We start from the raw sequence: 25,289 nt of genomic DNA, 5'->3' as shown, positions 1-25,289 counted from the left end.
GCCATGGCAAAGAAGGCCAAGAACTTCAAGAAGTCGAAGACCGGCGTCTACGTCTCGCTGGCCACCACCGCCTTCGGTGCCGTCAGCGTCGCCAAGCAGGCGAAGCTGGCCCGCCACGACGGCGACACCCTGCGGCTCATCGACGCCGCGGTGTCCGCCGCCGCCATCGTTACCGGCCTGGCGATCCTCTACCGGGAGCTCAAGCGCCTGGGCGACGACGACGTCCTGCTGGGCTGAGAGGGAAAGTCTCACCGTGACTGTCACTGAACTGCTGTCGTACGAAGCGGCGCTCGCCGAGTACGACCCCGTCATGGGCCTGGAGGTCCATGTCGAACTCGGCACCCGGACGAAGATGTTCTGCGGCTGTTCGACCGAGCTGGGCGCGGAGCCGAACTCGCAGACCTGCCCGACCTGCCTCGGCCTGCCCGGCTCGCTCCCGGTCGTCAACGCGATCGGCGTCGAGTCCGCGATCAAGATCGGCCTCGCGCTGAACTGCGAGATCGCCGAGTGGTGCCGCTTCGCCCGGAAGAACTACTTCTATCCGGACATGCCGAAGAACTTCCAGACCTCCCAGTACGACGAGCCGATCGCCTTCGACGGCTACCTGGACGTCCAGCTGGAGGACGGCGAGGTCTTCCGCGTGGAGATCGAGCGCGCCCACATGGAGGAGGACACCGGCAAGTCCACCCACATCGGCGGCGCGACGGGCCGCATCCACGGCGCCTCGCACTCGCTGCTCGACTACAACCGGGCCGGCATCCCGCTCATCGAGATCGTCACCAAGCCCATCGAGGGCGCGGGCGAGCGGGCCCCCGAGGTCGCCAAGGCGTACGTCGCCGAGCTGCGCGAGCTGATCCGCGCCCTGGGCGTCTCCGAGGCGCGCATGGACAAGGGCCAGATGCGCTGCGACGTGAACCTGTCGCTGCGCCCGAACGGCACGAAGACCTTCGGCACCCGCTCGGAGACGAAGAACGTCAACTCGCTCCGTTCGGTGGAGCGCGCGGCGCGCTTCGAGATCCAGCGCCACGCGGCCGTCCTGTCCTCCGGCGGGACGATCGTGCAGGAGACCCGTCACTTCCACGAGGACGACGGCACCACCACCTCCGGCCGCATCAAGGACAACGCCGAGGACTACCGCTACTTCCCCGAGCCGGACCTGGTGCCGGTGGCCCCCTCCCGCGAGTGGGTCGAGGAGCTGCGGAAGGGCCTTCCCGAGCTGCCGCGCGTGCGCCGCAACCGGCTGCGCGAGGAGTGGGGCGTCTCCGAGGTGGAGATGCAGGCCATCCTCAACGCGGGCGCGGTCGACCCGATCGTCGCCACGACCGAGGCGGGCGCGGACGCGGCCTCGGCCCGCAAGTGGTGGATGGGCGAGCTGGCCCGCAACGCCAACGAGCGGGGCGTCTCCCTGGAGGAGCTGCCGATCACCCCGGCGGACGTGGCCCGGGTCTCGGCCCTGGTGGCCGCCGGCGACCTCAACGACAAGCTGGCCCGCCAGGTCATCGAGGGCGTCCTCGCCGGCGAGGGCACCCCGGACGAGGTCGTCGAGAAGCGCGGTCTGAAGGTCGTCTCCGACGACGGCGCGCTCGGCGCGGCGGTCGAGGAGGCCATCGCGGGCAACGCGGCGATCGCGGACAAGATCCGCGGCGGCAAGGTCGCGGCGGTCGGCGCCCTGGTCGGCGCGGTCATGAAGGCCACCCGCGGTCAGGCGGACGCGGCGAAGGTCAAGGACCTGATCCTGGAGAAGCTGGGCGTCTCCGAGGGCTGATCCCCTTCTCGTACGGCCGCGAGGGCGGCGTCCCGGTGTGGGTCACCGGGGCGCCGCCCCCGTCGTTCCACGGCTCCGGCGCGCGGTGTGCTTCCGCGCCCCGTTCCGTACGGCGGAGGAGCCGGCCGGGCCCCGGGAGCGGGGCCCCGGGCCGCTCTCCGTCTCCCGGGGCCCGTGGCGGACGGCGGAAGAGTGCCGCGGCGAATGGCCGGAAATCGCTTGGATTCCCGTCACGTCCCCTTGGACGTTCACCACCGCGCCTCCGCCGGGTCTTCTCTCCGTCATCCCGTCTCACTAGCGTCCCCGGCGAACCACCCAATGGCTCGAAGGAGAACCATTGGCCGTCGACTGGAGGTCGGTCTTGTCGTCCGAGATGTCCCGCAGAAGGCTTTTCGCGCTGGGCGGAGGCGCCCTCGGTGCCGCCGCGGCCGGATCGCTGCTGCCGCCGTCGCTGCAGGCCGCGATGGCGGCGGAGCCCCACTCCGGAGGCCTTTCGGCGGTCCGGCACGTGGTGATCCTGATGCAGGAGAACCGTTCCTTCGACCATTACTTCGGCACCCTCCGCGGCGTCCGCGGATTCGGCGACCGCAACGCCGTCGAGCTCCCCTCCGGCAAGCCGGTCTTCGAGCAGCCCGCCGGAGCCGGCGCGACCGTCCTCCCCTTCCCGATCCGCGACGCCGCCGAGGCCCAGAAGAAGGACCTCCAGTACATCGGGGACCTCGACCACTCCTGGGGCGGCGGCGCCAAGGCCTGGCGCGGCGGCTGGATGGACGGCTGGGTCTCGGCCAAGACCGCCGCCACCATGGCGTACTACGACCGGCGGGACATCCCCCTGCACTACGAACTCGCGGACACCTTCACCGTCTGCGACGCCTACCACTCGTCGATCCACACCTCGACCAGCCCCAACCGCAACCACCTCTGGTCCGGCTGGACCGGCCACGAGGCCGACGGCGCCCGGGCCGTGAGCAACGCCGCCTACGCCGAGGCCACCCACCCCGGCTACGGCTGGTCCACCTACGCCGAACGGCTCGAGGCCGCCGGGCGCAGCTGGAAGACGTACACCGAGTGGGAGAACTTCACCGACAACAACATCGAGTTCTTCACCACCTTCAAGAAGATCGCCCGCAAGGCGCTCGCCCGCACCGGCGGCCACACCTTCATGGAGTCCTTCTACGCCGCCGTGCGCGGGACGAAGGACCCCGCCGAGCGGACCCGGCTCCTCGGCCTGCTCGAAGAGGGCGTCGCGGAACTCACCGCGGCCGAGCGCTCCCTCTTCGAGCGCGGGCTCCGCCGCGTCGAGAGCGGAACCCTCGCCGACGCCTTCCGCGCCGACGTCGCCGCCGGGACCCTGCCCGAGGTCTCCTACCTCGTGCCCTCCGCGATCGACTCCGAGCACCCCGGCTCCTCCTCCCCGATCGCCTCCGCCACCCTCGTCTACAAGGTGCTCGACGCCCTCGGCTCCCATCCCGACGTCTGGCGCCACACCGTCGTCCTGATCAACTACGACGAGAACGACGGCTTCTTCGACCACGTCCCGCCGCCCGTCCCGCCCGCCGACGACACGGACGAGCGCTGGCAGGGACAGCCCACCGGCCTCGGCATCCGCGTCCCGCTGCTCGTCGTCTCCCCCTGGTCGGTCGGCGGCTACGTCTGCTCCGAGACCTTCGACCACACCTCCGTGATCCGCTTCCTGGAGAAGCTCACCGGAGTCCGCGAGCCCAACATCACCCCCTGGCGCCGGACCGTCACCGGCGACCTCACCTCCGCCTTCGACTTCCGCCGGGGCCACCGGCAGCCCGAGGTCGAGCAGCCCGGCCCGGTCCCGCCGTTCACCGGCCGCTGGCGGCCCCGGCCGCCGGCCGTGCAGCGGATGCCCGTCCAGGAGCCGGGCCTCCGCCCCGCCCGCCCCCTGCCGTACCAGCCGGACGCCGACGCCACGGTCCGCGCCGGCTCCGTACGGGTCGCGCTCAGCAACCGGGGCAGGGCGAGCGCGCACTTCGCCCTCTACCCGTACGCGGGCGAGTTCGACGTCCCGCAGCACAAGGACGTCAAGGGCGCGGGGGAGTGGACCGTCCCCGTGCCGGGCGACCGCTACCGCTTCACGATCACCGGTCCCAACGGCTTCCGCCGCGAGTTCGAGGGGCCCGCGGCGGGCGGCGCCGAACTGGCCACCCGGATCGACCACCGCGACCGCGACCTGCACCTCACCGTGCGGAACACCGGCTCCGCGCCGCTCTCCTTCACGGTCCGGCCGCTCGGGTACGTGGACGAGGAGGACCTCGCGGACTGGACCCGGACCGTCACCGTGAAGCCCGGGAAGACCCGCACCGTCGTCCACTCGGCCGCCGACGCGCACGGCTGGTACGACGTCGAGGTGACCGCTCCCGGAGGCTTCCGCCGCCGCGTCATGGGCCACATCGAGAACGGCCGCGCCAGCGTCTCCGGCTGAGAGCGCGGAGAGCCGGGGCGCGCGGGGCTGAGGCCCCCGCGCCCCGGTGGGCGACATCCCTGTGACCATCGACACGAAAGGGACAAACGATCACGTTTGGCTGGGAGAGTGGGCGCACGTAGGTCACGCGTTCTTTTCGGGCCGTTCCCGGGAAAGATCCACGAGCCACCCAGGGAGCACGTCCTTTGGCAGCCATCGCCCGGTGGTGCGTCCGGCACCGCCTCGTCGTCGTCCTCCTCTGGCTCCTCGCCCTCGGCGGGACCGGCACCGGCGCGATCCTCGCGGGGAACGCCTACTCCAACGACTACGAGGTCCCCGGCACCGAGTCCGGCCGCGCCACCGCCCTCCTCGAACGCGGCTTCCACGGCCTCGGCGGCGACGAGGACACCATCGTCTGGCACACCGAACGGGGCAGCGTCCGCGCCGACGCCGTCCAGGAGCGCATGACCGGTGTGCTCCGCGAGGTCGCCGGCCTGCCCGGCGTCGCCGCCGTCACCTCCCCCTACGGGGAGACGGCGGGACGGATCAGCGAGGACGGACGCACCGCCTACGCCACCGTCACCTTCGAGGAACAGGCCGACGACATCCCCGAGGGGCAGGCGAAGGCCGTCGTCGACACCGCCGGGGCCGCCGCGACCGACGGCCTCCAGGTGGAGCTGGGCGGCTCCGCCGTCGCCCTCACCGAAGCCCCGGGCGGACACCTCGCGGAGGTCGTCGGCGTCGCCGTCGCGGCCGTCGTCCTCTTCCTCGCCTTCGGCTCGCTCGCCGCCTCCGCGCTCCCCATCGCCACCGCGCTCGTCGGCGTCGGCATCGCGTACTCCGGGATCGTGCTGCTCGGCCACCTGATGACCGTCGCGGACTTCGCCCCCATGCTCGGCATGCTCGTGGGCCTCGGCGTCGGCATCGACTACGCGCTCTTCATCGTGACCCGGCACCGCAAGGGCCTCAAACACGGCCTGTCCGTCGCCGGGGCCGCCGAGACCGCCGTCGCCACCACCGGCCGGGCCGTCGTCTTCGCCGGCGCCACCGTCTGCATCGCCCTGCTCGGCATGCTGATCCTGCGCCTTGGCTTCCTCAACGGCGTCGCCGTCGCCGCCTCCCTCACCGTCGTCCTCACGGTCGCCGCCTCCGTCACGCTCCTCCCGGCGCTGCTCTCCCTGATCGGCACCCGCGCCCTGTCCCGGCGCGAGCGCCGGACGCTCGCCGCGCACGGACCGCGGCCCGAACTGCCCACCGGGTTCGCCGCCCGCTGGTCCGCCTTCGTCGAACGGCACCCCAAGCTCCTCGGGTCCGCCGCCGCCGTCGTCATGGCGGTCCTGGCGCTGCCCACCCTCTCGCTCCACCTGGGCACCTCCGACCAGGGCAACGGCCCGGCCACCACGACCACCCGCAAGGCCTACGACCTGCTCGCCGACGGCTTCGGGCCCGGCGTCAACGGCCCGCTCACCCTCGTCGCCGCACTCGACGGCGCCGACGACCGGGTCGCCCTGGACCGGCTCCCGGCCGTCCTCTCCGCGACCCGGGGCGTCGCGGGCGTCTCCCCGGTCACGTACAACGGCCCCGGCGACACCGCCGTCCTCACCGTCGTCCCCGACTCCCCGCCGCAGTCGGAGGCGACCAGCGACCTGGTCGACCGGCTGCGCCGGGACGTCCTGCCGAGGGCCGGGGCGGGCACCTCCCTCGACGTGAACGTGGGCGGCGTCACCGCCTCCTACGACGACTTCGCCGGGATCATCGTCGGCAAGCTGCCGCTCTTCGTCGGCGTCGTCATCGCCCTCGGCTGCCTGCTGCTCCTGCTCGCCTTCCGCTCGGTCGGCATCCCGCTCAAGGCCGCCGCCATGAACGTCATGGCCGTCGCCGGGGCCTTCGGCGTCGTCGTGGCGGTCTTCCAGTGGGGCTGGGGCAGCGAACTCCTCGGCCTCGGCAGCGCCGGACCGATCGAGCCCTTCCTCCCCGTGATCATGGTCTCCGTCCTCTTCGGACTCTCCATGGACTACCAGGTCTTCCTGGTCAGCCGGATGTACGAGGAGTGGCTGGAGACCGGCGACAACCGGCGGGCGGTCCGGGTCGGCCTCGCCGAGACCAGCCGGGTGATCAACTCCGCCGCCGTCATCATGATCTCCGTCTTCCTGGCGTTCGTGCTCTCCGGCGACCGGGTGGTCGCGATGTTCGGCATCGCGCTGGCCGCCGCCGTCGCCCTCGACGCCTTCGTGCTCCGCACCCTCCTCGTCCCCGCCCTCATGCACCTGCTCGGCGGCGCCAACTGGTGGCTGCCGAAGCGGCTCGACCGCCTGCTGCCCCGGATCAGCATCGAACCGCCGGAGTGCCGGGCCACCGCCGACGCGCGTGCGAAGATCCCCGGGCAGCACGTGACGGTCCCGGAAACGGAGGAGAACGAGGATGTTCGCGATATCGCTGGGTGACGACGGCGCCGAACTGCGGCCCCTGGAGCCCTGGCGGGCCGAGGAGTTCCTGGCCCACATGGACCGGGGCCGGGAGTACATCGGACAGCACATCGGGCTGCCGGACGTCGTCACGGACCTGGACTCCGCCCGCTCCTTCCTCCGCGCGTACGCCGAGAAGACCGCGAACGACGCCGGGCGCCTCTACGGCATCTGGAGCGGGGGCACCCTCGTCGGCGGCGTCATGTTCCGGACCATGGACGTGGCCCAGGGCACCGCCGAGGCGGGCTGCTGGCTGGAACCGGCCGCCGCCGGGAAGGGCCTGGTCACACGGGCCTGCCGGGTCATCATCGACTGGGCGGTCGAGGAGCGCGGCATCCACCGCGTCGAGTGGTACGCCTCCACGAAGAACGGGTCGAGCACCGCCGTCGCCCGCCGCCTCGGCATGACGAAGGAGGGCGTCCTGCGCGAGAACTACCTGTACCGGGGCACGCGCACGGACACCGAGATCTGGGCGGTCCTGGCGCCGGAGTGGCGCGCGGCGAAGGCGGAGCGGGCGGGGGCGTGACCCCCGGCGGGTGACCGCCGGCGACCCGATCCGGCCCGATCCGGCCCGACCCGATCCGGCCCGACCCGATCCGGCCGGGCCCGATCCGGCCCGGCCGGGTCGCCGGGCGGCACTGCCGCGCCGTCGTCAGGCGGCGTCCCCGCGCGCCTCCTCCGGCCCGCCGGCGGAGTCCCCCGGCGCCTCCGCGCGGGGCACCCGTATCGTCACCCGGCCCGACCGCAGGTCTATCGGCCCCCGGCCCGGGTCCGCGTCCCCCGCGTCCTCCCGGGTCAGGGCGAGCCTCCGCCGCTCCTCCTCGGTGTGCTGCCGGCCGGGTGCGAACAGCTCCGCCATGGGACCGAACACGGCCACCGCCTTCCTCACTCCGCCCGGAGGCGGAGAATCCTGTCGTCGCCGGGCCCGGGCGTCCCCCGGGTGTCGGTCTCGCCGGTCACCAGCAGGAGCCGGTCGCCGCCCGTCGCGAGGACGGTCCGCAGGCGGCCGTACTCACCCTCCAGGAACGCCCGGGGCTCCCCGGAACGTTCCGCGCCCGAGAGAGGCACCCGCCACAGCCGCTCGCCCCGGAGCCCGGCCAGCCAGATCGCGCCCCGCGCGTACGCGATCCCGCTCGGGGACGCCTCCGAGGTCGGCCACTGGGCCACCGGGTCCGTGAACCCCTTCCTCCCGGCCCGCCCCTCGGCCTCCGGCCAGCCGTAGTTCCGCCCGGCCTCGATCAGGTTCAGCTCGTCCCAGGCGTTCTGGCCGAACTCGGCCGCCCACAGCCGCCCGTCCGCGTCCCAGGCGAGCCCCTGCACGTTCCGGTGCCCGTACGAGTGGACGACCGAACCGGGGAAGGGATTGCCCGGCGCGGGCTTCCCCTCCGGCGTCATCCGCAGGATCTTCCCGCCCAGCGACCCCCGGTCCTGCGCCAGACCGGTCCGCCCGGTCTCGCCCGTCCCCGCGTACAGCATCCCGTCCGGCCCGAACGCGATCCGCCCGCCGTTGTGCGTGAACCCCTTGGGAATGCCGGTCAGGACCGGCTCCGGCGGGCCGAGCCGGTCACCGGCCCCGCCCCCGTACCGCATGCGCACGATCCGGTTGTCCGAGGAGGCCGTCAGGTACGCGTACACCCAGCCCTCCCGGACGGCCAGGCCCAGCAGCCCGCCCTCACCGCCCGGCACGACCCCCGGCACCTCGCCGAGGGACGTCTGCGCGCCGGTCCGCCCGTCGATCCGGGTCACCGTCCGCTCGTCCCGCGACGAGACCAGCAGATCGCCGCCGGGCAGCTCGGCGAGCCCCCACGGCGACTTCAGGCCCCCGGTGAGCGTCCCGGTCACCGTCACCCGGCCGGCCGGGGGCGCGGCGGTGCCGGGGGAGACGGGGGAGGAGGACGGGACCGGCGCCGTCGGGGCCGCACCCGGCCGCTCCTCCGCGCCGCCCGGGGAGCAGCCCGCCGCCAGGACCAGCACGGCGGCGGCCAGGGCCCTCACGGCACCAGGACGGTTCATCGGCACGATCCCCTTCGACGGGTCGGGCGGCGGCACCACTCCACGGCGGCACCCCGCCCCACGGCGGCACCCCGCCCCACGGGGGCGTCCCCACTCCTGTGAACACCGTCCGCCCCGGCGTGGTTCCCGCCGGGGCGGTTCAGTCCCAGGACCCCCGGGGCGCCGGGAGCGCCGCGATCTCCGCCAGGTCCCCCGGCGTCAGCCGCAGCGAGGCCGCCCCCGCGTTCTCCACCGCCCACCGCTCCCGCTTCGTCCCCGGCACCGGCACGACGTGCCGGCCGCGGCCGAGGACCCACGCGAGCGCCACCTGGGCCGGGGTGACGTCCGCCCCGTGCCGCGCGGCCACCCGCCGCAGCCCCGCCACGAGCGGCTGGTTCGCCGCCATCATCTCCGCCGTGAACCGGGGGTGCCGGGCGCGCGGATCGTCCGGCTCGAACCCGCTGCCCGGGGTCAGCGTCCCGGTCAGGAAGCCGCTCCCCAGCGGCATCGCCGCCAGGAAGCCGACGCCCCGGGCGGCGCACCAGGGCAGCAGCCGGACCAGGGCCTCCTGCGACCACACCGACAGCTCGGCCTCCACCGCCGCCACCGGGAAGACCTGCTGGACGCGCTCCAGCTGCCGGATCGTTCCCTCGTAGCCGTCGCGGTCCGCGCCGGACGCGCCCCGGCGCGCCGTCCGGGCGCCGACGGCGCACAGGCCGAGCGCCCGCACCTTGCCCGCCGACACCAGCTCGGCCATCGCGCCCCAGGTCTCCTCGACCGGCACCTCCGGGTCCGCGCGGTGCAACTGGTACAGGTCGATGACGTCGGTCTGGAGCCGCCGCAGCGAGGCGTCGCAGGCCCGGCGCACGTACCCCGGGCGCCCGTTGGCGACCACGTGCTGGTCGCCGACGAGCAGCCCGCACTTCGTCGAGACGAAGGCGTCGGCCCGGCGCTCCTTCAACACCCGCCCCAGCAGCAGCTCGTTGGTGAACGGGCCGTACATGTCCGCGGTGTCCAGCAGGCTCGTCCCGGCGTCCAGGGCCGCGTGCACGGTCCGCAGCGAGCGGTCGCCCCGCTGCTGCGAACGGCTGTACGCCCAGTTCATCGGCATGCACCCCAGGCCGATCGCGCCCACGTCGAGCGCCGTCGCCCCGATAGTCCTGCGCTCCACCTGCCGGTACCCCTCCCTGTGCCGCCCCCAAAGTAACCAATGACACCCGGGATTCTTCGCATAGCCTCCCGGACATGAGATGCGAAGACACGACCGCTGACGTGTGGCTTCCGATTCCCGCGGACGAGATCGAGGGTCTCCCCGGGCCGGGCGGGTCGGGCCTGAACTACCTTTTCTGGGACGGCGGGACGGAGTTCCCGGCCGATCCGGCGCGCTGCGCCTTCTACGTCGTCCCGTACATGAAGGGCCCGGAGATCGCCGTCCGGCCGCTGGCCGGGATGGGGGCGGTCCGGGTGGTGCAGACCCTGTCGGCGGGCACCGACCACGTCACCCCCGGCCTCGGGTCGCTGCGGCCGGGGGTCGCCCTGTGCAACGCGAAGGGCGTGCACGAGGCCAGCACCGCCGAACTGACCCTCGCCCTGATCCTGGCCTCGCTGCGCGGCCTTCCCGGCTTCGTGCGCGGCCAGGACGCCGAGGAGTGGCGGGCCGGCTTCTACCCGGCGCTCGCCGACAGGTCCGTCCTGATCGTCGGGTACGGCTCGATCGGCGCCGCCGTCGAGGACCGGCTCGCGCCCTTCGAGTGCGCGCGGGTGGTGCGCGTCGCGCGCTCCGCGCGCACCACGGAGCGCGGGGAGGTCCACGCCCTGGCCGACCTGCCGGCCCTCCTCCCGGACGCGGACGTGGTCGTCCTCACCACGCCGCTCACGCCCGCCACCCGGCACCTGGCCGACGCGGGCTTCCTCGCCCGGATGAAGGACGGGGCGCTCCTCGTCAACGTCGCCCGCGGACCGGTCGTCGACACGGACGCCCTGCTCCGGGAGGTCGGGAGCGGCCGGATCACGGCGGCGCTCGACGTGACCGACCCGGAGCCGCTGCCGGCCGGACACCCGCTGTGGCACGCCCCCGGCGTCCTGATCAGCCCCCACGTGGGGGGCTCCACCTCGGCCTTCATGCCCCGGGCGAAGCGGCTGATCGCGGCGCAGCTGCGGCGGTTCGCGGCCGGCGAGGAACTGGCCAACGTCGTCCTCACCACCTAGGAGCCGCGGGCACGACCGCCCGCCCGCGGGACCGCCCGCGGGCACGACCGCCCGCAGGCACGACCGCCCGCAGGCACGACCGCCCGTACGCGCGACCACCCGTACGCGGGACCACCCGCACGCGCGAGCGTCCGCGCGGCGCTCGCCCTCCTCCGGCCGATACCGCCTTCCGGGTGATACCGCCGCCCCGGACGCAACCGGTGTCCGGGGCGGCGCCGTCTTCCGGACGCGTCCCCGGTTCGTGTCGCGCGCGGACTCCGAGCGGTCACGGAGAGTACTGCAAACCTGTCCCTGCGTGACCAACCTGGTGTATCGTCCCGGACCGGGGGACTGCGTCGAGTACGGGCTGACGCCGGGGAGCGAAGTGACGGGCCATCAGATTTCGAGGGGGGCCACGGGTGGAGCACGGCCGAAAGACCGGCGATCCGGCACGGCGCCGTCGTCCGGAGACCTTCAGCACCTCGCCGCCGGCCTCGTGCGCCCGGTCCCGGACCAGACGGCACCGCACCGCCCGTCAGGCCCCCCGGGACCGCCGCGCGCCGGAGGGGACGCCGTGGCCGGCGGCCCCCCGCTCCCGGACCGCGCCGCCACCGGCCCCCGCGGCCGCGACGGGCACGCCCCCGGAACCGACGGCGCGCCGCCGGCCCGGCCGCACGGCCCGGCGGGCCGTGCCGACGCGGCACCGGAGCGCCCGGTGAACGCGCCCGGGGCCGTCCTCGCCCGCCGCCCCGACGGCGGCGGCGCCCCCGGCGCCCGGGAGCCCGAGCGTCCCGGCACCGGGACGGTCGCCGCCCAGATCTCCCTGGGACTCCTCTGCGCGGGATACACGACCGGCGCCTCCCTCGGCTGGGGCTCGCCCGAACTCGCCCTCTTCATGGGCGACTTCGGGCTGAGCGCCGCCGCGCTCGCCGCCGCGGTCTCCTGCTTCCTCTACGCCCGCGCCCGCCGGGGCAGCGCCCGCCCGGCCTGGCTGCTCTTCGCCTTCTCCTCGCTCATGGCCGCCCTCGGGAACGCGGTGTGGGGCTGGTACGAGCTCGTCCTCCGCGTCGAGGTGCCGGACTTCTCGGTCGCCAACCTCTTCTTCCTGCTCTTCGCGCCGCCCGCCGTCGTCGGCCTGCTCGTCCTGGCCAAGAGGCCCGCCAACCGGGCCGGCTGGCTCTGCCTGGCGCTCGACACCTGGCTCATCGGCGGCTCCCTGCTCACGCTCTCCTGGAGCCTGGCCCTCGCCCGCACCGCCCACGTCGAGGGCGAGTCCGTCGCCCGGGCGGCGCTCTCGCTCGCGTACCCCCTGCTCGACATCGTCCTCGTCAGCATGGTGCTGGTGCTGCACTTCCGGCGCTCGCAGACGAACCGCTCCGCGACCAACACCGCGATCGCCGCCCTCGCCCTCACCGTCCTGTGCGACGCCCTCTTCACCTCGCCGCTGTTCCGCGAGAACTACGCGTCGGGCCAGCTCCTCGACGCCGGCTGGTTCGCCGGCTCCCTGCTGCTGGCCTACGCGCCCTGGGGCGCGCGCCGCCTCCCGGCCGGCGCGGACGCCGCGGACGGCCCGGAGCTGCCCGGCCGTCCGGTCGCCGGCTCGCTCGCGGCCCTCACCCCGTACCTCGCCGCCGCCGTCTGCACCCTCGGCATCCTCTACAACGTGGTCGAGGGGCGCCGGGTCGACCGCGTCGTCGTCCTGACCGGCTGCACGGTGGTCCTCGCCCTGGTCGTGCGCCAGGGCATCATGCTCCTCGACAATATCGCCCTCACCCACGAACTGGCCCAGAAGGAGAACCACTTCCGGTCGCTCGTGCAGGGCTCCAGCGACGTGATCATGATCGCCGCGCCGAACGGCACGCTCCACTACGTCAGCCCGGCCGCCTCCGGCGTGTACGGGCGGGACGCCGAGGAACTCGTCGGCACCGAGCTCGCCGCCCTCATCCACCCCGACGACCTCGGCGCCGTCGTCCACGAGGTGCGGCGGTTCCTGGCCGCCTCGCCCGCCGAGGAGCCCACCACCCGGATCGAGTGCCGCTTCCGCTCCGGCCACGGGCGCACCTCCCGCCCGGGCGAGCCCGGGGGCGGAGGGGAGTGGCTCAACGTGGAGTCGACCGTCAACCGGCACCACGGCGGCCTGATCTTCAACAGCCGGGACGTCACCGAGCGCGTACGGCTCCAGGCGCAGCTGCAGCACAACGCCGAGCACGACCCGCTCACCGACCTGCCCAACCGGGCCCTCTTCACCCGGCGGGTCCGGCAGGCGCTCGGCGGCCGGCGCTCCTCCGACCCGGGCGCCGCCGTGCTCTTCATCGACCTCGACGGCTTCAAGGCGGTCAACGACCGCCTCGGCCACCAGGCCGGCGACGACCTCCTCGTCCAGGCCGCCCGCCGCCTCCAGGACTCCGTGCGGGCCGGGGACACCGCCGCCCGGCTCGGCGGCGACGAGTTCGCCGCCCTCATCCTCGGCGACGGCGGCCACGACCGGGCGGCCCGCCGCGACCAGGTCCAGGAGATCGCCGACCGGCTCCGGCTCACGCTCTCCCGGCCCTACCGCCTGGACGGCGGCCAGGAGGTGCGGGTCGCCGCCTCCATCGGGGTCGCCTTCGCCGAGCCCGGCATCGAGGCCGGCGACCTCCTGCGCAACGCCGACCTCGCCATGTACCGGGCCAAGGCCGGCGGCAAGGACCGCGTCGAGCTCTACGTCCCCCAGATGCAGGCCGAGGTCGTCCGGCGGACGGAGCTGGCCGCCCGGCTGCGCACGGCCCTCCACGACGGCGAGTTCGCCCTGCTCCACCAGCCGGTCGTCGACCTCGCCACCGGCCGCGTCGCCGCCGTCAGCGCCCAGGCCCGCTGGCGCTCCGCCCAGGGCATCCTCTTCACCCCCGCCGAGTACCTGCGGGTCACCGACGACGGCGAACGCACCGCCGAGCTGGGCCGCTGGCTCCTCGAAGAGGCCGTGGAACAGGCCGCCGAACGGGCGGGAATCGGCCATCGCACGCCCGTCGCCATCCGCCTCTCCGCCCGCCGCCTCCTGGACCGCTCCCTGCCGCTCGGATCGATCGAGTCCCTGCTGACCCGGCACGGGCTGCCGTCCGGCTCGCTGATCGTCGAGCTGGCCGACAGCGATTCCCGGACCCCGCTGGACGAACTGGAGCGGCGCCTGGTCGCCCTGCGCAGGCTCGGCGTGCGGATCGCGCTCGACGGCTTCGGCAGCGGCCACGTGGCCGTCGACGCCCTGCGGCGGCTCCCCGTGGACATACTGAAGCTGGACCGGGTGCTGGTCGAGGGCGTCGTCGAGTCCGCCCGGCTCCGCAAGATCACGCGAGGGGTGCTCCGGATCGCCGGCGACCTCGGGATGCTGACCGTCGCCGACGGCGCCGACGTGCCGGAGCAGGTCGCCGCCCTGCGCGCCATGGGCTGCACCCACGCCCAGGGCATGGCCTTCTCGGGCCCGCTGGACGAGTACCGGCTGCGCAGGGCGCTCGTCCGGGACGAGTACCCGCTGCCCGGGGCGGTCCCCGTCCCTGTCGGGAACCGGCCCCCGATCCGCCCACATGATGAGACGCCCGTCCCACCCGCTTGACAGTGGAGAGGGGTGAGGGAGAGGGTCAGTGCCATGCGCACCCGAATTCTCGTACTTGGAAAGCGCGTCGGCTGAAGCAGGGTCACCGTAGGCCCGGCTTAGAACGCACCCGACGCGCTCCCCTCGCTTGCCTCACGGCACGAGGGGTTTTTTGTTGCACCGGCTCCCCCCGAAGTCGCCGCAAAACCTCGCAAAACACTTCGCACAAACCCTCTGCCTCGAGAAGAGATGCTGATGACCGAGCAGGCCACCGGGCACCATCCGCAGCCGCGGCCCCGTAACGGCGCGCTGCCCACCGCCGTCGAGCACGTCACGGGAGCGCAGTCCCTCATCCGTTCTCTCGAGGAAGTGGGCGTCGACACCGTCTTCGGCATCCCCGGCGGCGCGATCCTCCCCGCCTACGACCCGATGATGGACTCGCGGAGGGTGCGCCACATCCTGGTCCGCCACGAGCAGGGCGCGGGGCACGCGGCCACCGGCTACGCCCAGGCGACCGGCAAGGTCGGCGTCTGCATGGCGACCTCGGGGCCCGGCGCGACGAACCTGGTCACCCCCATCGCGGACGCGCACATGGACTCCGTCCCGCTCGTCGCGATCACCGGTCAGGTCGCCTCCAAGGCCATCGGCACGGACGCCTTCCAGGAGGCGGACATCTGCGGCATCACGATGCCGATCACCAAGCACAACTTCCTGGTCACCAAGGCCGAGGACATCCCGCGGACGATCGCCGAGGCCTTCCACATCGCCTCCACCGGCCGGCCCGGCCCGGTCCTGGTCGACATCGCCAAGGACGCCCTCCAGGCGAAGACCACCTTCAGCTGGCCGCCCCAGGCCGACCTGCCCGGCTACCGCCCGGTGACCAAGCCGCACGCCAAGCAGATCCGCGAGGCCGCCAAGCTGATCAGCGCCGCCCGGCGGCCCGTCCTGTACGTCGGCGGCGGCGTCATCAAGGCCGGCGCCACCGCCGAGCTGAAGATCCTCGCCGAGCTCACCGGCGCCCCGGTCACCACCACCCTGATGGCCCTCGGCGCCTTCCCCGACAGCCACCCGCTGCACGTGGGGATGCCGGGCATGCACGGCGCGGTCACCGCCGTCACCGCGCTGCAGAAGGCCGACCTGATCGTGGCCCTCGGCGCCCGGTTCGACGACCGCGTCACCGGCAAGCTCGACAGCTTCGCCCCGTACGCCAAGATCGTCCACGCGGACATCGACCCGGCCGAGATCGGCAAGAACCGCACCGCCGACGTGCCGATCGTCGGCGACGCCCGCGAGGTCATCGCCGATCTGGTCCAGGCCGTCCAGGCCGAGCACAGCGAGGGCAACAAGGGTGACTACACCGCGTGGTGGAGCGACCTGAACCGCTGGCGCGAGACCTACCCGCTCGGCTACGACCTGCCGGAGGACGGCAGCCTCTCGCCGCAGCAGGTCATCCAGCGCATCGGGCAGCTCGCCCCGGAGGGCACGATCTTCGCCGCCGGCGTCGGCCAGCACCAGATGTGGGCCGCCCACTTCATCGACTACGAGCAGCCCGCCACCTGGCTCAACTCCGGCGGCGCCGGGACGATGGGGTACGCGGTCCCCGCCGCGATGGGCGCCAAGGCCGGCCTGCCCGACCGCCCGGTCTGGGCCATCGACGGCGACGGCTGCTTCCAGATGACCAATCAGGAGCTGACCACCTGCGCCCTGAACAACATCCCGATCAAGGTCGCCATCATCAACAACGGCGCCCTCGGGATGGTCCGCCAGTGGCAGACCCTCTTCTACAACCAGCGCTACTCCAACACCGTCCTGCACTCCGGCCCGGACGACCTCAAGGCGAACAGGGGCACCCGCGTCCCCGACTTCGTCAAGCTCTCCGAGGCCATGGGCTGTGCCGCCCTGCGCTGTGAGGACCCGGCCGACCTGGACAAGGTCATCGCCGAGGCCAACGCCATCAACGACCGCCCGGTCGTGGTCGACTTCATCGTCCACGAGGACGCCCAGGTCTGGCCGATGGTCGCCGCCGGCACCTCCAACGACGAGGTCATGGCGGCCCGGGGCGTGCGCCCCGACTTCGGCGACGGCGAAGACGACTGAGTACGCAGAGCGACAGCGACAAGGAAGAGACCCACGACATGTCCACCAAGCACACGCTCTCCGTCCTCGTCGAGAACACGCCCGGCATCCTCGCCCGGATCGCCGCCCTGTTCTCCCGCCGCGGCTTCAACATCGACTCGCTCGCCGTGGGCGTCACCGAGCACCCCGACATCTCCCGCATCACCATCGTGGTCAGTGTCGAGGACCTGCCCCTGGAGCAGGTGACCAAGCAGCTCAACAAGCTGGTCAACGTCCTGAAGATCGTCGAACTCGAGCCCGGCGCCGCGATCCAGCGCGAGCTCGTCCTGGTGAAGGTCCGCGCCGACAACGAGACCCGCTCCCAGATCGTCGAGATCGTGCAGCTGTTCCGCGCCAAGACCGTGGACGTCTCGCCCGAGGCGGTCACCATCGAGGCCACCGGTTCGAGCGACAAGCTCGACGCGATGCTCAAGATGCTGGAGCAGTTCGGCGTCAAGGAGCTCGTGCAGTCCGGCACGATCGCCATAGGGCGCGGCGCCCGGTCCATCACGGACCGGTCGCTGCGGGCCCTCGACCGCAGCGCCTGAGGGGTCCCGCCGGCCGCCGGGCGCGTCCGGTGGTCCGATTGACGAGACCCGACAACCTTCCCCCCGCTCCCCGCCGTACGGTGGGACGCAACACCAGCACATCAAGGAGATCCCAGTGGCCGAGCTGTTCTACGACGACGACGCCGACCTGTCCATCATCCAGGGCCGCAAGGTCGCGGTGATCGGTTACGGCAGCCAGGGCCACGCCCACGCGCTGTCGCTCCGTGACTCCGGTGTCGACGTCCGCGTCGGTCTGCAGGAGGGTTCGAAGTCCAAGGCCAAGGCGGAGGAGCAGGGTCTGCGGGTCGTCTCCGTCGCCGAGGCGGCGGCCGAGGCCGACCTCATCATGATCCTGACCCCGGACCCGATCCAGGCCCAGGTCTACGAGGAGTCCATCAAGGAGCACCTGAAGGAGGGCGACGCGCTCTTCTTCGGTCACGGCCTGAACATCCGTTACGGCTTCATCCAGGTGCCCGAGGGCATCGACGTCGCCCTGGTCGCCCCGAAGGGCCCGGGCCACCTGGTCCGCCGCCAGTACGAGGAGGGCCGCGGCGTCCCGTGCATCGCGGCCGTCGAGCAGGACGCCACCGGCAACGCCTTCGCGCTGGCGCTCTCGTACGCCAAGGGCATCGGCGGCACCCGCGCCGGCGTCATCAAGACGACCTTCACCGAGGAGACCGAGACCGACCTCTTCGGCGAGCAGGCCGTCCTCTGCGGCGGCACCGCCGCCCTGGTCAAGGCCGGCTTCGAGACCCTGACCGAGGCCGGCTACCAGCCGGAGATCGCGTACTTCGAGTGCCTGCACGAGCTGAAGCTGATCGTGGACCTCATGTACGAGGGCGGCCTGGAGAAGATGCGCTGGTCGGTCTCCGAGACCGCCGAGTGGGGCGACTACGTCACCGGCCCGCGGATCATCACCGACGCCACCAAGGCCGAGATGAAGAAGGTCCTCGCGGAGATCCAGGACGGCACCTTCGCCAAGGAGTGGATGGCCGAGTACCACGGCGGCCTGAAGAAGTACAACGAGTACAAGACCCAGGACGAGAACCACCTCCTGGAGACCACCGGCAAGGAGCTGCGCAAGCTCATGAGCTGGGTGAACGACGAGGAGGCGTAAGCCTTCCGGCGAGGGGCCGGACCACGTGTCCGGCCCCTCGCCGCATCGTTGGACACACTGTCCAACCCGGACGGGTGATCCTGCCGACGAGGCGCGTGAACCGTGCCCGCGCACCACTACACTTCTCCACAACATACGCGTCAGGCCCACAGCGTCGTGCGCTTTCACGCGGCAAGCCCCTCCACCGCCTGCGGCCGTCGGGACGGCCGTCCGCACTGGACCTGTGAGGACTCACGTGAGCTCGAAACCTGTCGTACTCATCGCTGAAGAGCTGTCGCCCGCCACCGTCGACGCGCTGGGACCGGACTTCGAGATCCGGCACTGCAACGGCGCCGACCGCGCGGAACTGATCCCCGCCATCGCGGACGTGGACGCGATCCTGGTCCGTTCCGCGACCAAGGTCGACGCCGAGGCCATCGCCGCCGCGAACAGGCTGCGGGTCGTCGCCCGCGCCGGCGTGGGCCTGGACAACGTGGACGTCTCCGCCGCCACCAAGGCCGGCGTGATGGTCGTCAACGCCCCGACGTCGAACATTGTCACCGCCGCGGAGCTCGCGTGCGGTCTGCTCGTCGCCACCGCGCGCAACATCCCGCAGGCCAACACGGCGCTGAAGAACGGCGAGTGGAAGCGCTCCAAGTACACGGGCGTCGAGCTGAGCGAGAAGACCCTCGGCGTCGTCGGCCTCGGCCGCATCGGCGTCCTGGTCGCCCAGCGCATGTCGGCCTTCGGCATGAAGATCGTCGCGTACGACCCCTACGTGCAGCCCGCCCGCGCCGCCCAGATGGGGGTGAAGCTGCTGACCCTGGACGAGCTCCTGGAGGTCGCGGACTTCATCACCGTCCACCTGCCGAAGACCCCGGAGACCCTCGGTCTCATCGGCGACGAGGCGCTGCGCAGGGTCAAGCCCTCCGTCCGGATCGTCAACGCCGCGCGCGGCGGGATCGTGGACGAGGCGGCGCTGTACTCGGCGATCAAGGAGGGCCGGGTCGCGGGCGCGGGCCTCGACGTGTACGCCAAGGAGCCCTGCACGGACTCCCCGCTCTTCGAGCTCGACCAGGTCGTCTGCACCCCGCACCTCGGCGCCTCCACGGACGAGGCCCAGGAGAAGGCCGGCATCGCCGTCGCCAGGTCGGTGCGCCTGGCGCTCGCCGGCGAGCTGGTCCCGGACGCGGTCAACGTCCAGGGCGGCGTCATCGCGGAGGACGTGAAGCCGGGGCTGCCGCTCGCGGAGAAGCTCGGCCGGATCTTCACCGCCCTCGCGGGCGAGGTCGCGGCCCGGCTCGACGTCGAGGTCTACGGCGAGATCACCCAGCACGACGTCAAGGTGCTCGAACTCTCCGCGCTCAAGGGCGTGTTCGAGGACGTCGTCGACGAGACCGTGTCGTACGTCAACGCCCCCCTGTTCGCGCAGGAGCGCGGTGTCGAGGTGCGCCTGACGACCAGCTCCGAGTCGCCCGACCACCGCAACGTGGTCACCGTGCGCGGCACCCTCGCGAGCGGCGAGGAGGTCTCGGTCTCCGGCACCCTCGCCGGTCCCAAGCACCTCCAGAAGATCGTCGCGGTCGGGGAGTACGACGTGGACCTGGCGCTCGCCGACCACATGGTCGTGCTGCGCTACGAGGACCGTCCCGGCGTCGTCGGCACGGTCGGCCGCATCCTGGGCGAGGCCGGCCTGAACATCGCGGGCATGCAGGTCTCCCGCGCGGAGGAGGGCGGCGAGGCGCTCGTCGTCCTCACCGTGGACGACACGGTGCCGGCGCCGGTGCTCGCGGAGATCTCGGCGGAGATCGGCGCCAACTCGGCCCGCTCGGTCAACCTGGTCTGACGCGCGTCCCGCTCCACCCCGTACCCGGTCGCCATACGGTCGTCTTACACGACTGTCTAGCGGCCGGGTACAGTGCGGTCATGGGACACAGGGAAGACCTGCTCGAAGGCGCCAAGCGCTGCCTCCTGGAGAAGGGGTACGGGCGGACCACCGCGCGCGACATCGTCGCCGCCTCGGGCACCAACCTCGCCTCCATCGGCTACCACTACGGCTCCAAGGACGCCCTGCTCCAGCAGGCCTTCCTGGCCCTCACCGAGGAATGGGGCGACCGGATCGGCCCGTCGGAGCCCGCCGGACGCGAACTCCCGGCCGATCCTTACGGACGCTTCCACGCCGTCTGGGAGCGGATCATCGCGGAGGCCGGGGCGAGCCGCCCGGTCTGGAAGCTCCAGACCGAGGTCGTCACGCGGCTCGACGACGACGAGCGGCTGCGCGAGGCGATCAGGGAACCGCAGCGGGAGGGCCGGCTCGGCATGGCCGAGGGCCTCCTCGGCATCGACCCGGAGAAGGACCCGGAGAAGGCCCGGGTGGCCGGACTGCTCTGCCAGGCGCTGGCCGCCGGGGTGATGATCCAGTGGATGGTCGACCCGGAGACGGCCCCGAGCGCCGACGACCTCACCGAGGGGCTCAGGGTGCTGATGGGGGAGGACGGCTGACGGGGCGCCGGGTCCGCGGCCGGGGCGGGTGCCTCAGCGCCAGGGGAGGTGCTTCCAGGGGCTGCCCTCGTGTCCGGTGAGGACGCGGTGGCCGGTGACGTTCTCCTCGTACCAGGAGCCGTACTCCTCCCCGTCGAACCGCAGCACCCTGCCCAGCGCGTACCCCGCCGAGAAGTCCTCCCAGGACCCGTAGGCCGCTCTGCTCAGCGCGCCCGCGTGGACGACGGCCTGCTCGGCCTCGTGCGGGGTGCAGAACCGGGCCGACAGGCCCCAGCGGGCCATGTTCACCGCCCGGCCGTAGTCGTACGCCACCGTCTTGTGCACGTGTCCCTCCGGGGGCAGGAGCCCGTCGGCGCGGAACCGGGCCTCGTAGCGCAGGATCCGGCGCACCAGCTCCTCGACGTGCCGCACCGAGGCCGGGCTCGCGCCCAGGTCCTGCGCGTGCCCGGCGGCCGTCTCCCGCCACTCGTCGGGCGACGGCACCGTCCCCCGCCCGGTCCGCAGCTCCTCGCGGACCCGGAGGGCGAAGTCCGGCTCCGGCGGGCTGTTGCGTCCGTCCAGCAGCGCGTCCAGCTGCTTCCGCCAACCCGCCCGGTCGGTGACGCCCCAGGAGTCGCGGAGCGTCTCCAGCTCGTCGGTGTACCCCGTGTAGACCGAGCCGACGTCGTTCCACGGCACCCCGTTGCCGAACGCCAGGTGGGCGCCGCAGGCGAGGCCGAAGGCCAGCGGGCCGTGCAGGGGGCCGTGGCGCAGGGCGGTGAAACGGTTGCCCGGCCCCCGTTCCTTCTCGGCGTACGCGCGCAGCCACCACGCGCGGTGCTCCGGCGCGGCGGGCAGCAGCAGCCGCCCGGGGGTCCCGTCGTTGACCGCGAGGAGCACCCGCGGATCGCCCCAGCGGAACTCGGCGATCCACCGGAGGTGGACCTGGTGGAACACCCAGTCCGGATGCCAGGGCGGCAGCACGCCCCGGGTGAGGACGGGGCGGACGAAGAGGTCCCTCGCCACCTGCCGGGGACGCCAGTAGACCGTGTCGGGCCGCGCGTCCACCTCCGCCTTGGGGGCGGCGATGAAGAGTTCGGCCTCGGCGAGGACGCGGATCTGCTCCGTGACGTCGCCGCGCAGCGCTGCCTCGTGGAGCGCCTGCTCCGTCTCGGACGGGGGGATCCACGGGGCGGGGGAGGGGGAAGGGTGCGGGAGGCTCATGACCACGGGATGTTCCGGTAGGGGCTCGAAGGGGTCCGGGTGAGGACGTGGTGGAGGGCGACGGACTCCCGGTACAGCGCCTCGGTGCCGTCCCCGTCGAAGTGGATCAGCCGGGCGAGCAGATAGCCGAGCGAGAACGCCTCCCACGAGTCGTACGCCCGCCGGGCGGGTTCGGCGACGCTCAGCACGGACCACTCCGCCTCCGGGGGATCGCAGTACCGCGCGCCGAGCGCCAGCCGGACGACGTTCACGGCGCGGCCGTGGTCGAAGGCGGCGAGGGTGTCGACCCGGCCGTCCGGCGGAAGGAGGCCGTCGGCGCGGAACCGGGCCTCGTAGTGGACGATCCGGCGCAGGAATTCCGCGGCCTCGGCCCGGTGCCCGCCGTGAAGGCCGTCCCGCTCGGACGCGGCGGCGACCGCCGCCGCCCACTGCTCCTCGGTGGGGGCGCCGCCCAGTCGTGCGGCGAGGCGGCGCCGGACACCCAGGACGGACTCGGGAACCCGGCCGACGAGACGGGCGGCGATCAGGGTCCGCAGCGTCTCCCGGAAACCCGCCCGGTGGTGGACGGCCCAGGGACGGCGCAGCCGGGCCACGTCGGTGGGGTAGTCCTCGTACTGCGCGCCGAGCCCGTTCCACACCAGGCCGTTGAGCACGGCGAGGTGCGCGCCGAGCGCGAGGGCCCGCGCGACCGGTCCGTGCAGGTGCCCGCCGGCGTGGGTCAGCAGGCGCAGCCGCGCGGGCCCGCCGCCCCGCAGGCCCGCCTCCCGCCAGGCGCGCCGGTCGGCGGCCCCGGCGGGCAGGGTGGCCTCGAAGGGGGTGTCCGGATTGACCGCGAGCCACCACCCGTCGTGCGGCCACGAACCGGCGAGCGCGTCCAGGGTGGTCTGCCGGAACACCCAGTCCGGGTGCCACGGCGGCAGCATGCCCTCGGTCAGCACCGGCACGACGGTGCGGCGGCCGGTCCTGTCGCGCCGGTGGGGGAGGAACGCCCCGAGGCCCGGTGTGTCGGCGTGCAGCCGTGCGACGAGTACGTACAGCCGCGTCCGCCCGAGGGCGTCCAGGACGGCTCCCCGGTCCCCGCGTGCCCCGGCCTCGTGCAACAGCCGCTCGGTGTGCGTCGGCGGCACCTGACTCCCCGTGTTCACGGGGGGATCCTACAAATCGTTCCGGCGGGCCCGGACGCCTACAGCCGGGCCGACTTCAGGGACATGTGGAGCAGGAGCCGGTCCTCGCCGTCGTCCAGGTCCAGGCCGGTGAGCTGTTCGACCCGGGACAGCCGGTAGTACAGGGTCTGGCGGTGGATGCCCAGGGCCTGCGCCGTGCGGCCCGCCTGGCCCGCGTTGTCGAGGAACGCCTCGGCGGTGCGGGCCAGTTCGGTGTGGGCGGGGGCGAGCAGCGGTGCGACGGCGGGGTCGACCTCGGGGTGGTAGAGCGCCGCGAGCAGGCGGTACGGGCCGATCCCGGCCCACTCGGCGACGGGACCGAGCTTCGGCTGCGCCGTCGCGGCGCGGGCCGCCGTGCTCGCCTCCCGCCAGGCCGCCGGGAGTTCCGCGAGGCCCCGGCGCGGGGTCGCGATCCCGGCCGGCGCGTCCCCCCGCAGCCGTTCGGCGGCCGTGCGCGCGGGGGAGAGGTCCTCGGCCGTGCGCAACCGCACGAGGACGGCGAGGGAGGCGTTCTCGGGGAGCGCGGTGACCGCGGACACGCCGGGGACCGCGCGGAACGAGGGGGCGTCGCCCCGCCAGGGCGTCACGCAGACGACGGTGTGCAGGCCGTCGGCGCCGGGGCCGAGGGCCGCCCGGAGCGCCGCGACCGCCATGTCGCCCTGCCAGCCCCGGCCGGCGGTCAGCACCGCGGCGAGCCCGCGCGAGAGGTCGGCGTCCGCGCGCTCCTCGTCGGCGAGGAGGTCGCCGATCCGGGCGGCGACCTCCATCGCGGCCGCGAGCCGGGCGGGGGCGGGGCCGGGCTCGGCGTCGAGCAGCCAGACGTACCCGAGGACGACGCCCCGGTGGCGTACGGGCAGGCAGAGGCGGTCGCGGAACACCCCGGCGTCCGGGGCGGCAGGGATGCGGACCGGGCCCTCCGCCCGGGTGATGCCGAAGCCCTCGAACCAGGCGCGGACCGCCGGGGTCGACTTCCGGGTCAGGATCGACCGCGTCCGGACGGGGTCCATCGCGGTGTCGTCGTCGCTGTCGTGGGCGCCGAAGGCGATCAGGCCGAAATCGCGGTTCTCCAGCGTCGCCGGGGCGCCGAGCAGCGCGGAGATCTCGTCCACCAGTTCCTGGTAATCGCCCTTCACGACGCCATTCTCGCACCCTTTCAGACATGTGTATGAGGCCCCGGGCACGGATGCGTGACAGCTGTAGATGGCGGACGATCGGAGCGATCCGTAGGTTTCACGGTGGTTCTTCGCGCTGTTCCCGGTCCGTTACGCATGAGCGGGTACGGCCCCCTTCGTCACCCTGTCCTTCTGGAGGTCCCCCGTGCTGGGTCCCGTGATCCTCGCCGCGTCGCGCAGCGACAAGATGCGCCGTTTCGTGTCGGCCGCCCCCGGGACCAAGCAGGTCGTGGCGCGCTTCATCGCCGGCGAGACGGTCGACGACGTCGTCCCGATCGTGCGGGAGCTGGGCGAGCGCGGCCTGGAGGTCACCCTCGACGTCGTCGGCGAGGACATCACCACCGTCGAGCAGTCGTACGCCGCCCGGGACGCCTACCTGGAGCTGATCGGCCGCCTGGAGGAGCTGGGCCTCGGCGAGCGCGCCGAGATGTCCGTGAAGCTGTCGATGTTCGGCCAGTCCCTGGAGGACGGCCACGAGCTGGCGCTCTCCAACGTCCGGCCCGTCGTCGAGGCCGCCGCCCGGATCGGCACCACCGTCACCCTGGACGCCGAGGACCACACCACCCTCGACTCGATGTTCGCCATCCACGAGGAGCTGCGGAAGGACTTCCCGCAGACCGGCTGCGTCATCCAGGCGTACCTCTTCCGCACCGAGGACGACGCCCGCCGCCTCGCCGCGAACGGCTCCCGCGTCCGGATCGTGAAGGGCGCCTACAAGGAGCCCGCCTCCGTCGCGATCCAGGAGAAGCCGGAGATCGACAAGGCGTACGTCCGGATCATGAAGATCCTGATGGAGGGCTCCGGCTACCCGATGATCGGGTCCCACGACCCGCGCCTGATCTCCATCGGCCAGGAGCTGGCCCGCCGCGCCGGGCGCAAACTGGACGAGTACGAGTTCCAGATGCTGTACGGCATCCGGGGCGAGGAGCAGAACCGCCTCGCCGCCGAGGGACACCGCATGCGCGTGTACACCGCGTACGGCACGGACTGGTACGGCTACTTCATGCGCCGCCTGGCGGAGAAGCCGGCCAACCTCCTCTTCTTCGCCCGCTCCATCCTCACCAAGGGCTGAGCCCCCACCCCTC

General features: G+C 73.2%; 19 protein-coding genes. 13 read left to right on the top strand and 6 right to left on the bottom strand.

Annotation, left to right across the window (positions count from 1 at the left end; all coding sequences use genetic code 11):
* Nucleotides 1–3: 3 nt before the first annotated feature.
* The 5 genes from ACZ3IL_RS01010 (at nt 4) to ACZ3IL_RS00990 (ending at nt 7,187) form a co-directional block, all read left to right on the top strand.
* Entirely contained in the window at nt 4–237 is a 234-nt protein-coding gene (locus tag ACZ3IL_RS01010) for a hypothetical protein (RefSeq protein WP_467386748.1), read from the top strand.
* Between the two features lie 16 nt (nt 238–253).
* Nucleotides 254–1,765 (top strand): Asp-tRNA(Asn)/Glu-tRNA(Gln) amidotransferase subunit GatB, encoded by a 1,512-nt coding sequence (gene gatB, locus ACZ3IL_RS01005; RefSeq protein ID WP_467385455.1) that lies wholly within the window; start codon nt 254–256, stop codon nt 1,763–1,765.
* Between the two features lie 361 nt (nt 1,766–2,126).
* Nucleotides 2,127–4,217, top strand: a complete 2,091-nt coding sequence (locus tag ACZ3IL_RS01000; protein ID WP_467386746.1) for a phosphocholine-specific phospholipase C — start codon at nt 2,127–2,129, stop codon at nt 4,215–4,217.
* Between the two features lie 185 nt (nt 4,218–4,402).
* Nucleotides 4,403–6,640 carry an MMPL family transporter gene (locus ACZ3IL_RS00995; protein WP_467385454.1) on the top strand — a complete coding sequence of 746 codons (2,238 nt, stop codon included), beginning with the start codon at nt 4,403–4,405 and terminating at the stop codon, nt 6,638–6,640.
* Nucleotides 6,618–7,187, top strand: coding sequence for a GNAT family N-acetyltransferase (locus ACZ3IL_RS00990; protein WP_467385453.1), 570 nt, complete (start codon nt 6,618–6,620; stop codon nt 7,185–7,187). Before ACZ3IL_RS00995 ends, ACZ3IL_RS00990 begins: the two co-directional genes overlap by 23 nt.
* A 126-nt stretch (nt 7,188–7,313) precedes the next feature.
* Here ACZ3IL_RS00990 and ACZ3IL_RS00985 read toward each other — a convergent pair whose 3' ends face one another.
* From ACZ3IL_RS00985 to ACZ3IL_RS00975, 3 genes are all read right to left on the bottom strand, one after another.
* Nucleotides 7,314–7,532, bottom strand: coding sequence for a DUF6191 domain-containing protein (locus tag ACZ3IL_RS00985; RefSeq protein WP_467385452.1), 219 nt, complete (start codon nt 7,530–7,532; stop codon nt 7,314–7,316).
* A gap of 14 nt (nt 7,533–7,546) precedes the next feature.
* Nucleotides 7,547–8,674: a PQQ-dependent sugar dehydrogenase gene (locus tag ACZ3IL_RS00980; protein ID WP_467385451.1), complete on the bottom strand. Its 1,128-nt coding sequence runs from the start codon at nt 8,672–8,674 to the stop codon at nt 7,547–7,549.
* A 139-nt stretch (nt 8,675–8,813) separates the two neighbouring features.
* The gene (locus ACZ3IL_RS00975) at nt 8,814–9,824 is read right to left on the bottom strand and encodes an aldo/keto reductase (RefSeq protein ID WP_467385450.1); all 1,011 of its coding nucleotides are present in this window, start codon (nt 9,822–9,824) and stop codon (nt 8,814–8,816) included.
* Nucleotides 9,825–9,898: 74 nt separating this feature from the next.
* On the opposite strand from ACZ3IL_RS00975, the gene ACZ3IL_RS00970 reads away from it, so the two are divergent.
* The 7 genes from ACZ3IL_RS00970 to ACZ3IL_RS00940 all read left to right on the top strand — a co-directional run bounded on the left by ACZ3IL_RS00970 (nt 9,899) and on the right by ACZ3IL_RS00940 (nt 20,666).
* Entirely contained in the window at nt 9,899–10,861 is a 963-nt protein-coding gene (locus ACZ3IL_RS00970) for a 2-hydroxyacid dehydrogenase (RefSeq protein WP_467385449.1), read from the top strand.
* Between the two features lie 694 nt (nt 10,862–11,555).
* A complete protein-coding gene (locus tag ACZ3IL_RS00965; RefSeq protein WP_467385448.1) occupies nt 11,556–14,426 on the top strand; it encodes a putative bifunctional diguanylate cyclase/phosphodiesterase in 2,871 nt (956 codons plus the stop codon).
* A gap of 228 nt (nt 14,427–14,654) precedes the next feature.
* Nucleotides 14,655–16,502, top strand: coding sequence for an acetolactate synthase large subunit (locus ACZ3IL_RS00960; protein WP_467385447.1), 1,848 nt, complete (start codon nt 14,655–14,657; stop codon nt 16,500–16,502).
* Nucleotides 16,503–16,540: 38 nt separating this feature from the next.
* Nucleotides 16,541–17,068, top strand: coding sequence for an acetolactate synthase small subunit (ilvN, locus tag ACZ3IL_RS00955; RefSeq protein WP_388689154.1), 528 nt, complete (start codon nt 16,541–16,543; stop codon nt 17,066–17,068).
* A gap of 115 nt (nt 17,069–17,183) precedes the next feature.
* Nucleotides 17,184–18,185 carry a ketol-acid reductoisomerase gene (ilvC, locus tag ACZ3IL_RS00950; RefSeq protein WP_467385446.1) on the top strand — a complete coding sequence of 334 codons (1,002 nt, stop codon included), beginning with the start codon at nt 17,184–17,186 and terminating at the stop codon, nt 18,183–18,185.
* A gap of 235 nt (nt 18,186–18,420) precedes the next feature.
* A complete protein-coding gene (serA, locus tag ACZ3IL_RS00945) occupies nt 18,421–20,010 on the top strand; it encodes a phosphoglycerate dehydrogenase (RefSeq protein ID WP_467385445.1) in 1,590 nt (529 codons plus the stop codon).
* A gap of 80 nt (nt 20,011–20,090) precedes the next feature.
* Nucleotides 20,091–20,666 (top strand): TetR/AcrR family transcriptional regulator, encoded by a 576-nt coding sequence (locus ACZ3IL_RS00940; protein WP_467385444.1) that lies wholly within the window; start codon nt 20,091–20,093, stop codon nt 20,664–20,666.
* A gap of 33 nt (nt 20,667–20,699) precedes the next feature.
* Here the strand turns inward: ACZ3IL_RS00940 and ACZ3IL_RS00935 are convergent, their stop codons facing one another.
* From ACZ3IL_RS00935 to ACZ3IL_RS00925, 3 genes are read right to left on the bottom strand one after another with little or no spacing between them, the layout of a single operon-like run.
* Nucleotides 20,700–21,869, bottom strand: a complete 1,170-nt coding sequence (locus ACZ3IL_RS00935; RefSeq protein WP_467385443.1) for a DUF1266 domain-containing protein — start codon at nt 21,867–21,869, stop codon at nt 20,700–20,702.
* Nucleotides 21,866–23,014 carry a DUF1266 domain-containing protein gene (locus tag ACZ3IL_RS00930; protein ID WP_467385442.1) on the bottom strand — a complete coding sequence of 383 codons (1,149 nt, stop codon included), beginning with the start codon at nt 23,012–23,014 and terminating at the stop codon, nt 21,866–21,868. Before ACZ3IL_RS00930 ends, ACZ3IL_RS00935 begins: the two co-directional genes overlap by 4 nt.
* A 38-nt stretch (nt 23,015–23,052) precedes the next feature.
* Nucleotides 23,053–24,165, bottom strand: coding sequence for a PucR family transcriptional regulator (locus ACZ3IL_RS00925; RefSeq protein WP_467385441.1), 1,113 nt, complete (start codon nt 24,163–24,165; stop codon nt 23,053–23,055).
* Nucleotides 24,166–24,349: 184 nt separating this feature from the next.
* Here ACZ3IL_RS00925 and ACZ3IL_RS00920 point away from each other — a divergent pair, with 184 nt between their 5' ends.
* Nucleotides 24,350–25,276, top strand: coding sequence for a proline dehydrogenase family protein (locus ACZ3IL_RS00920; protein ID WP_467385440.1), 927 nt, complete (start codon nt 24,350–24,352; stop codon nt 25,274–25,276).
* The last annotated feature ends 13 nt before the right edge of the window (nt 25,277–25,289 follow it).

The organism is Streptomyces sp. NPDC014907 (genome assembly GCF_055562975.1).
This window is presented reverse-complemented; position numbering and strand designations above follow the sequence as displayed.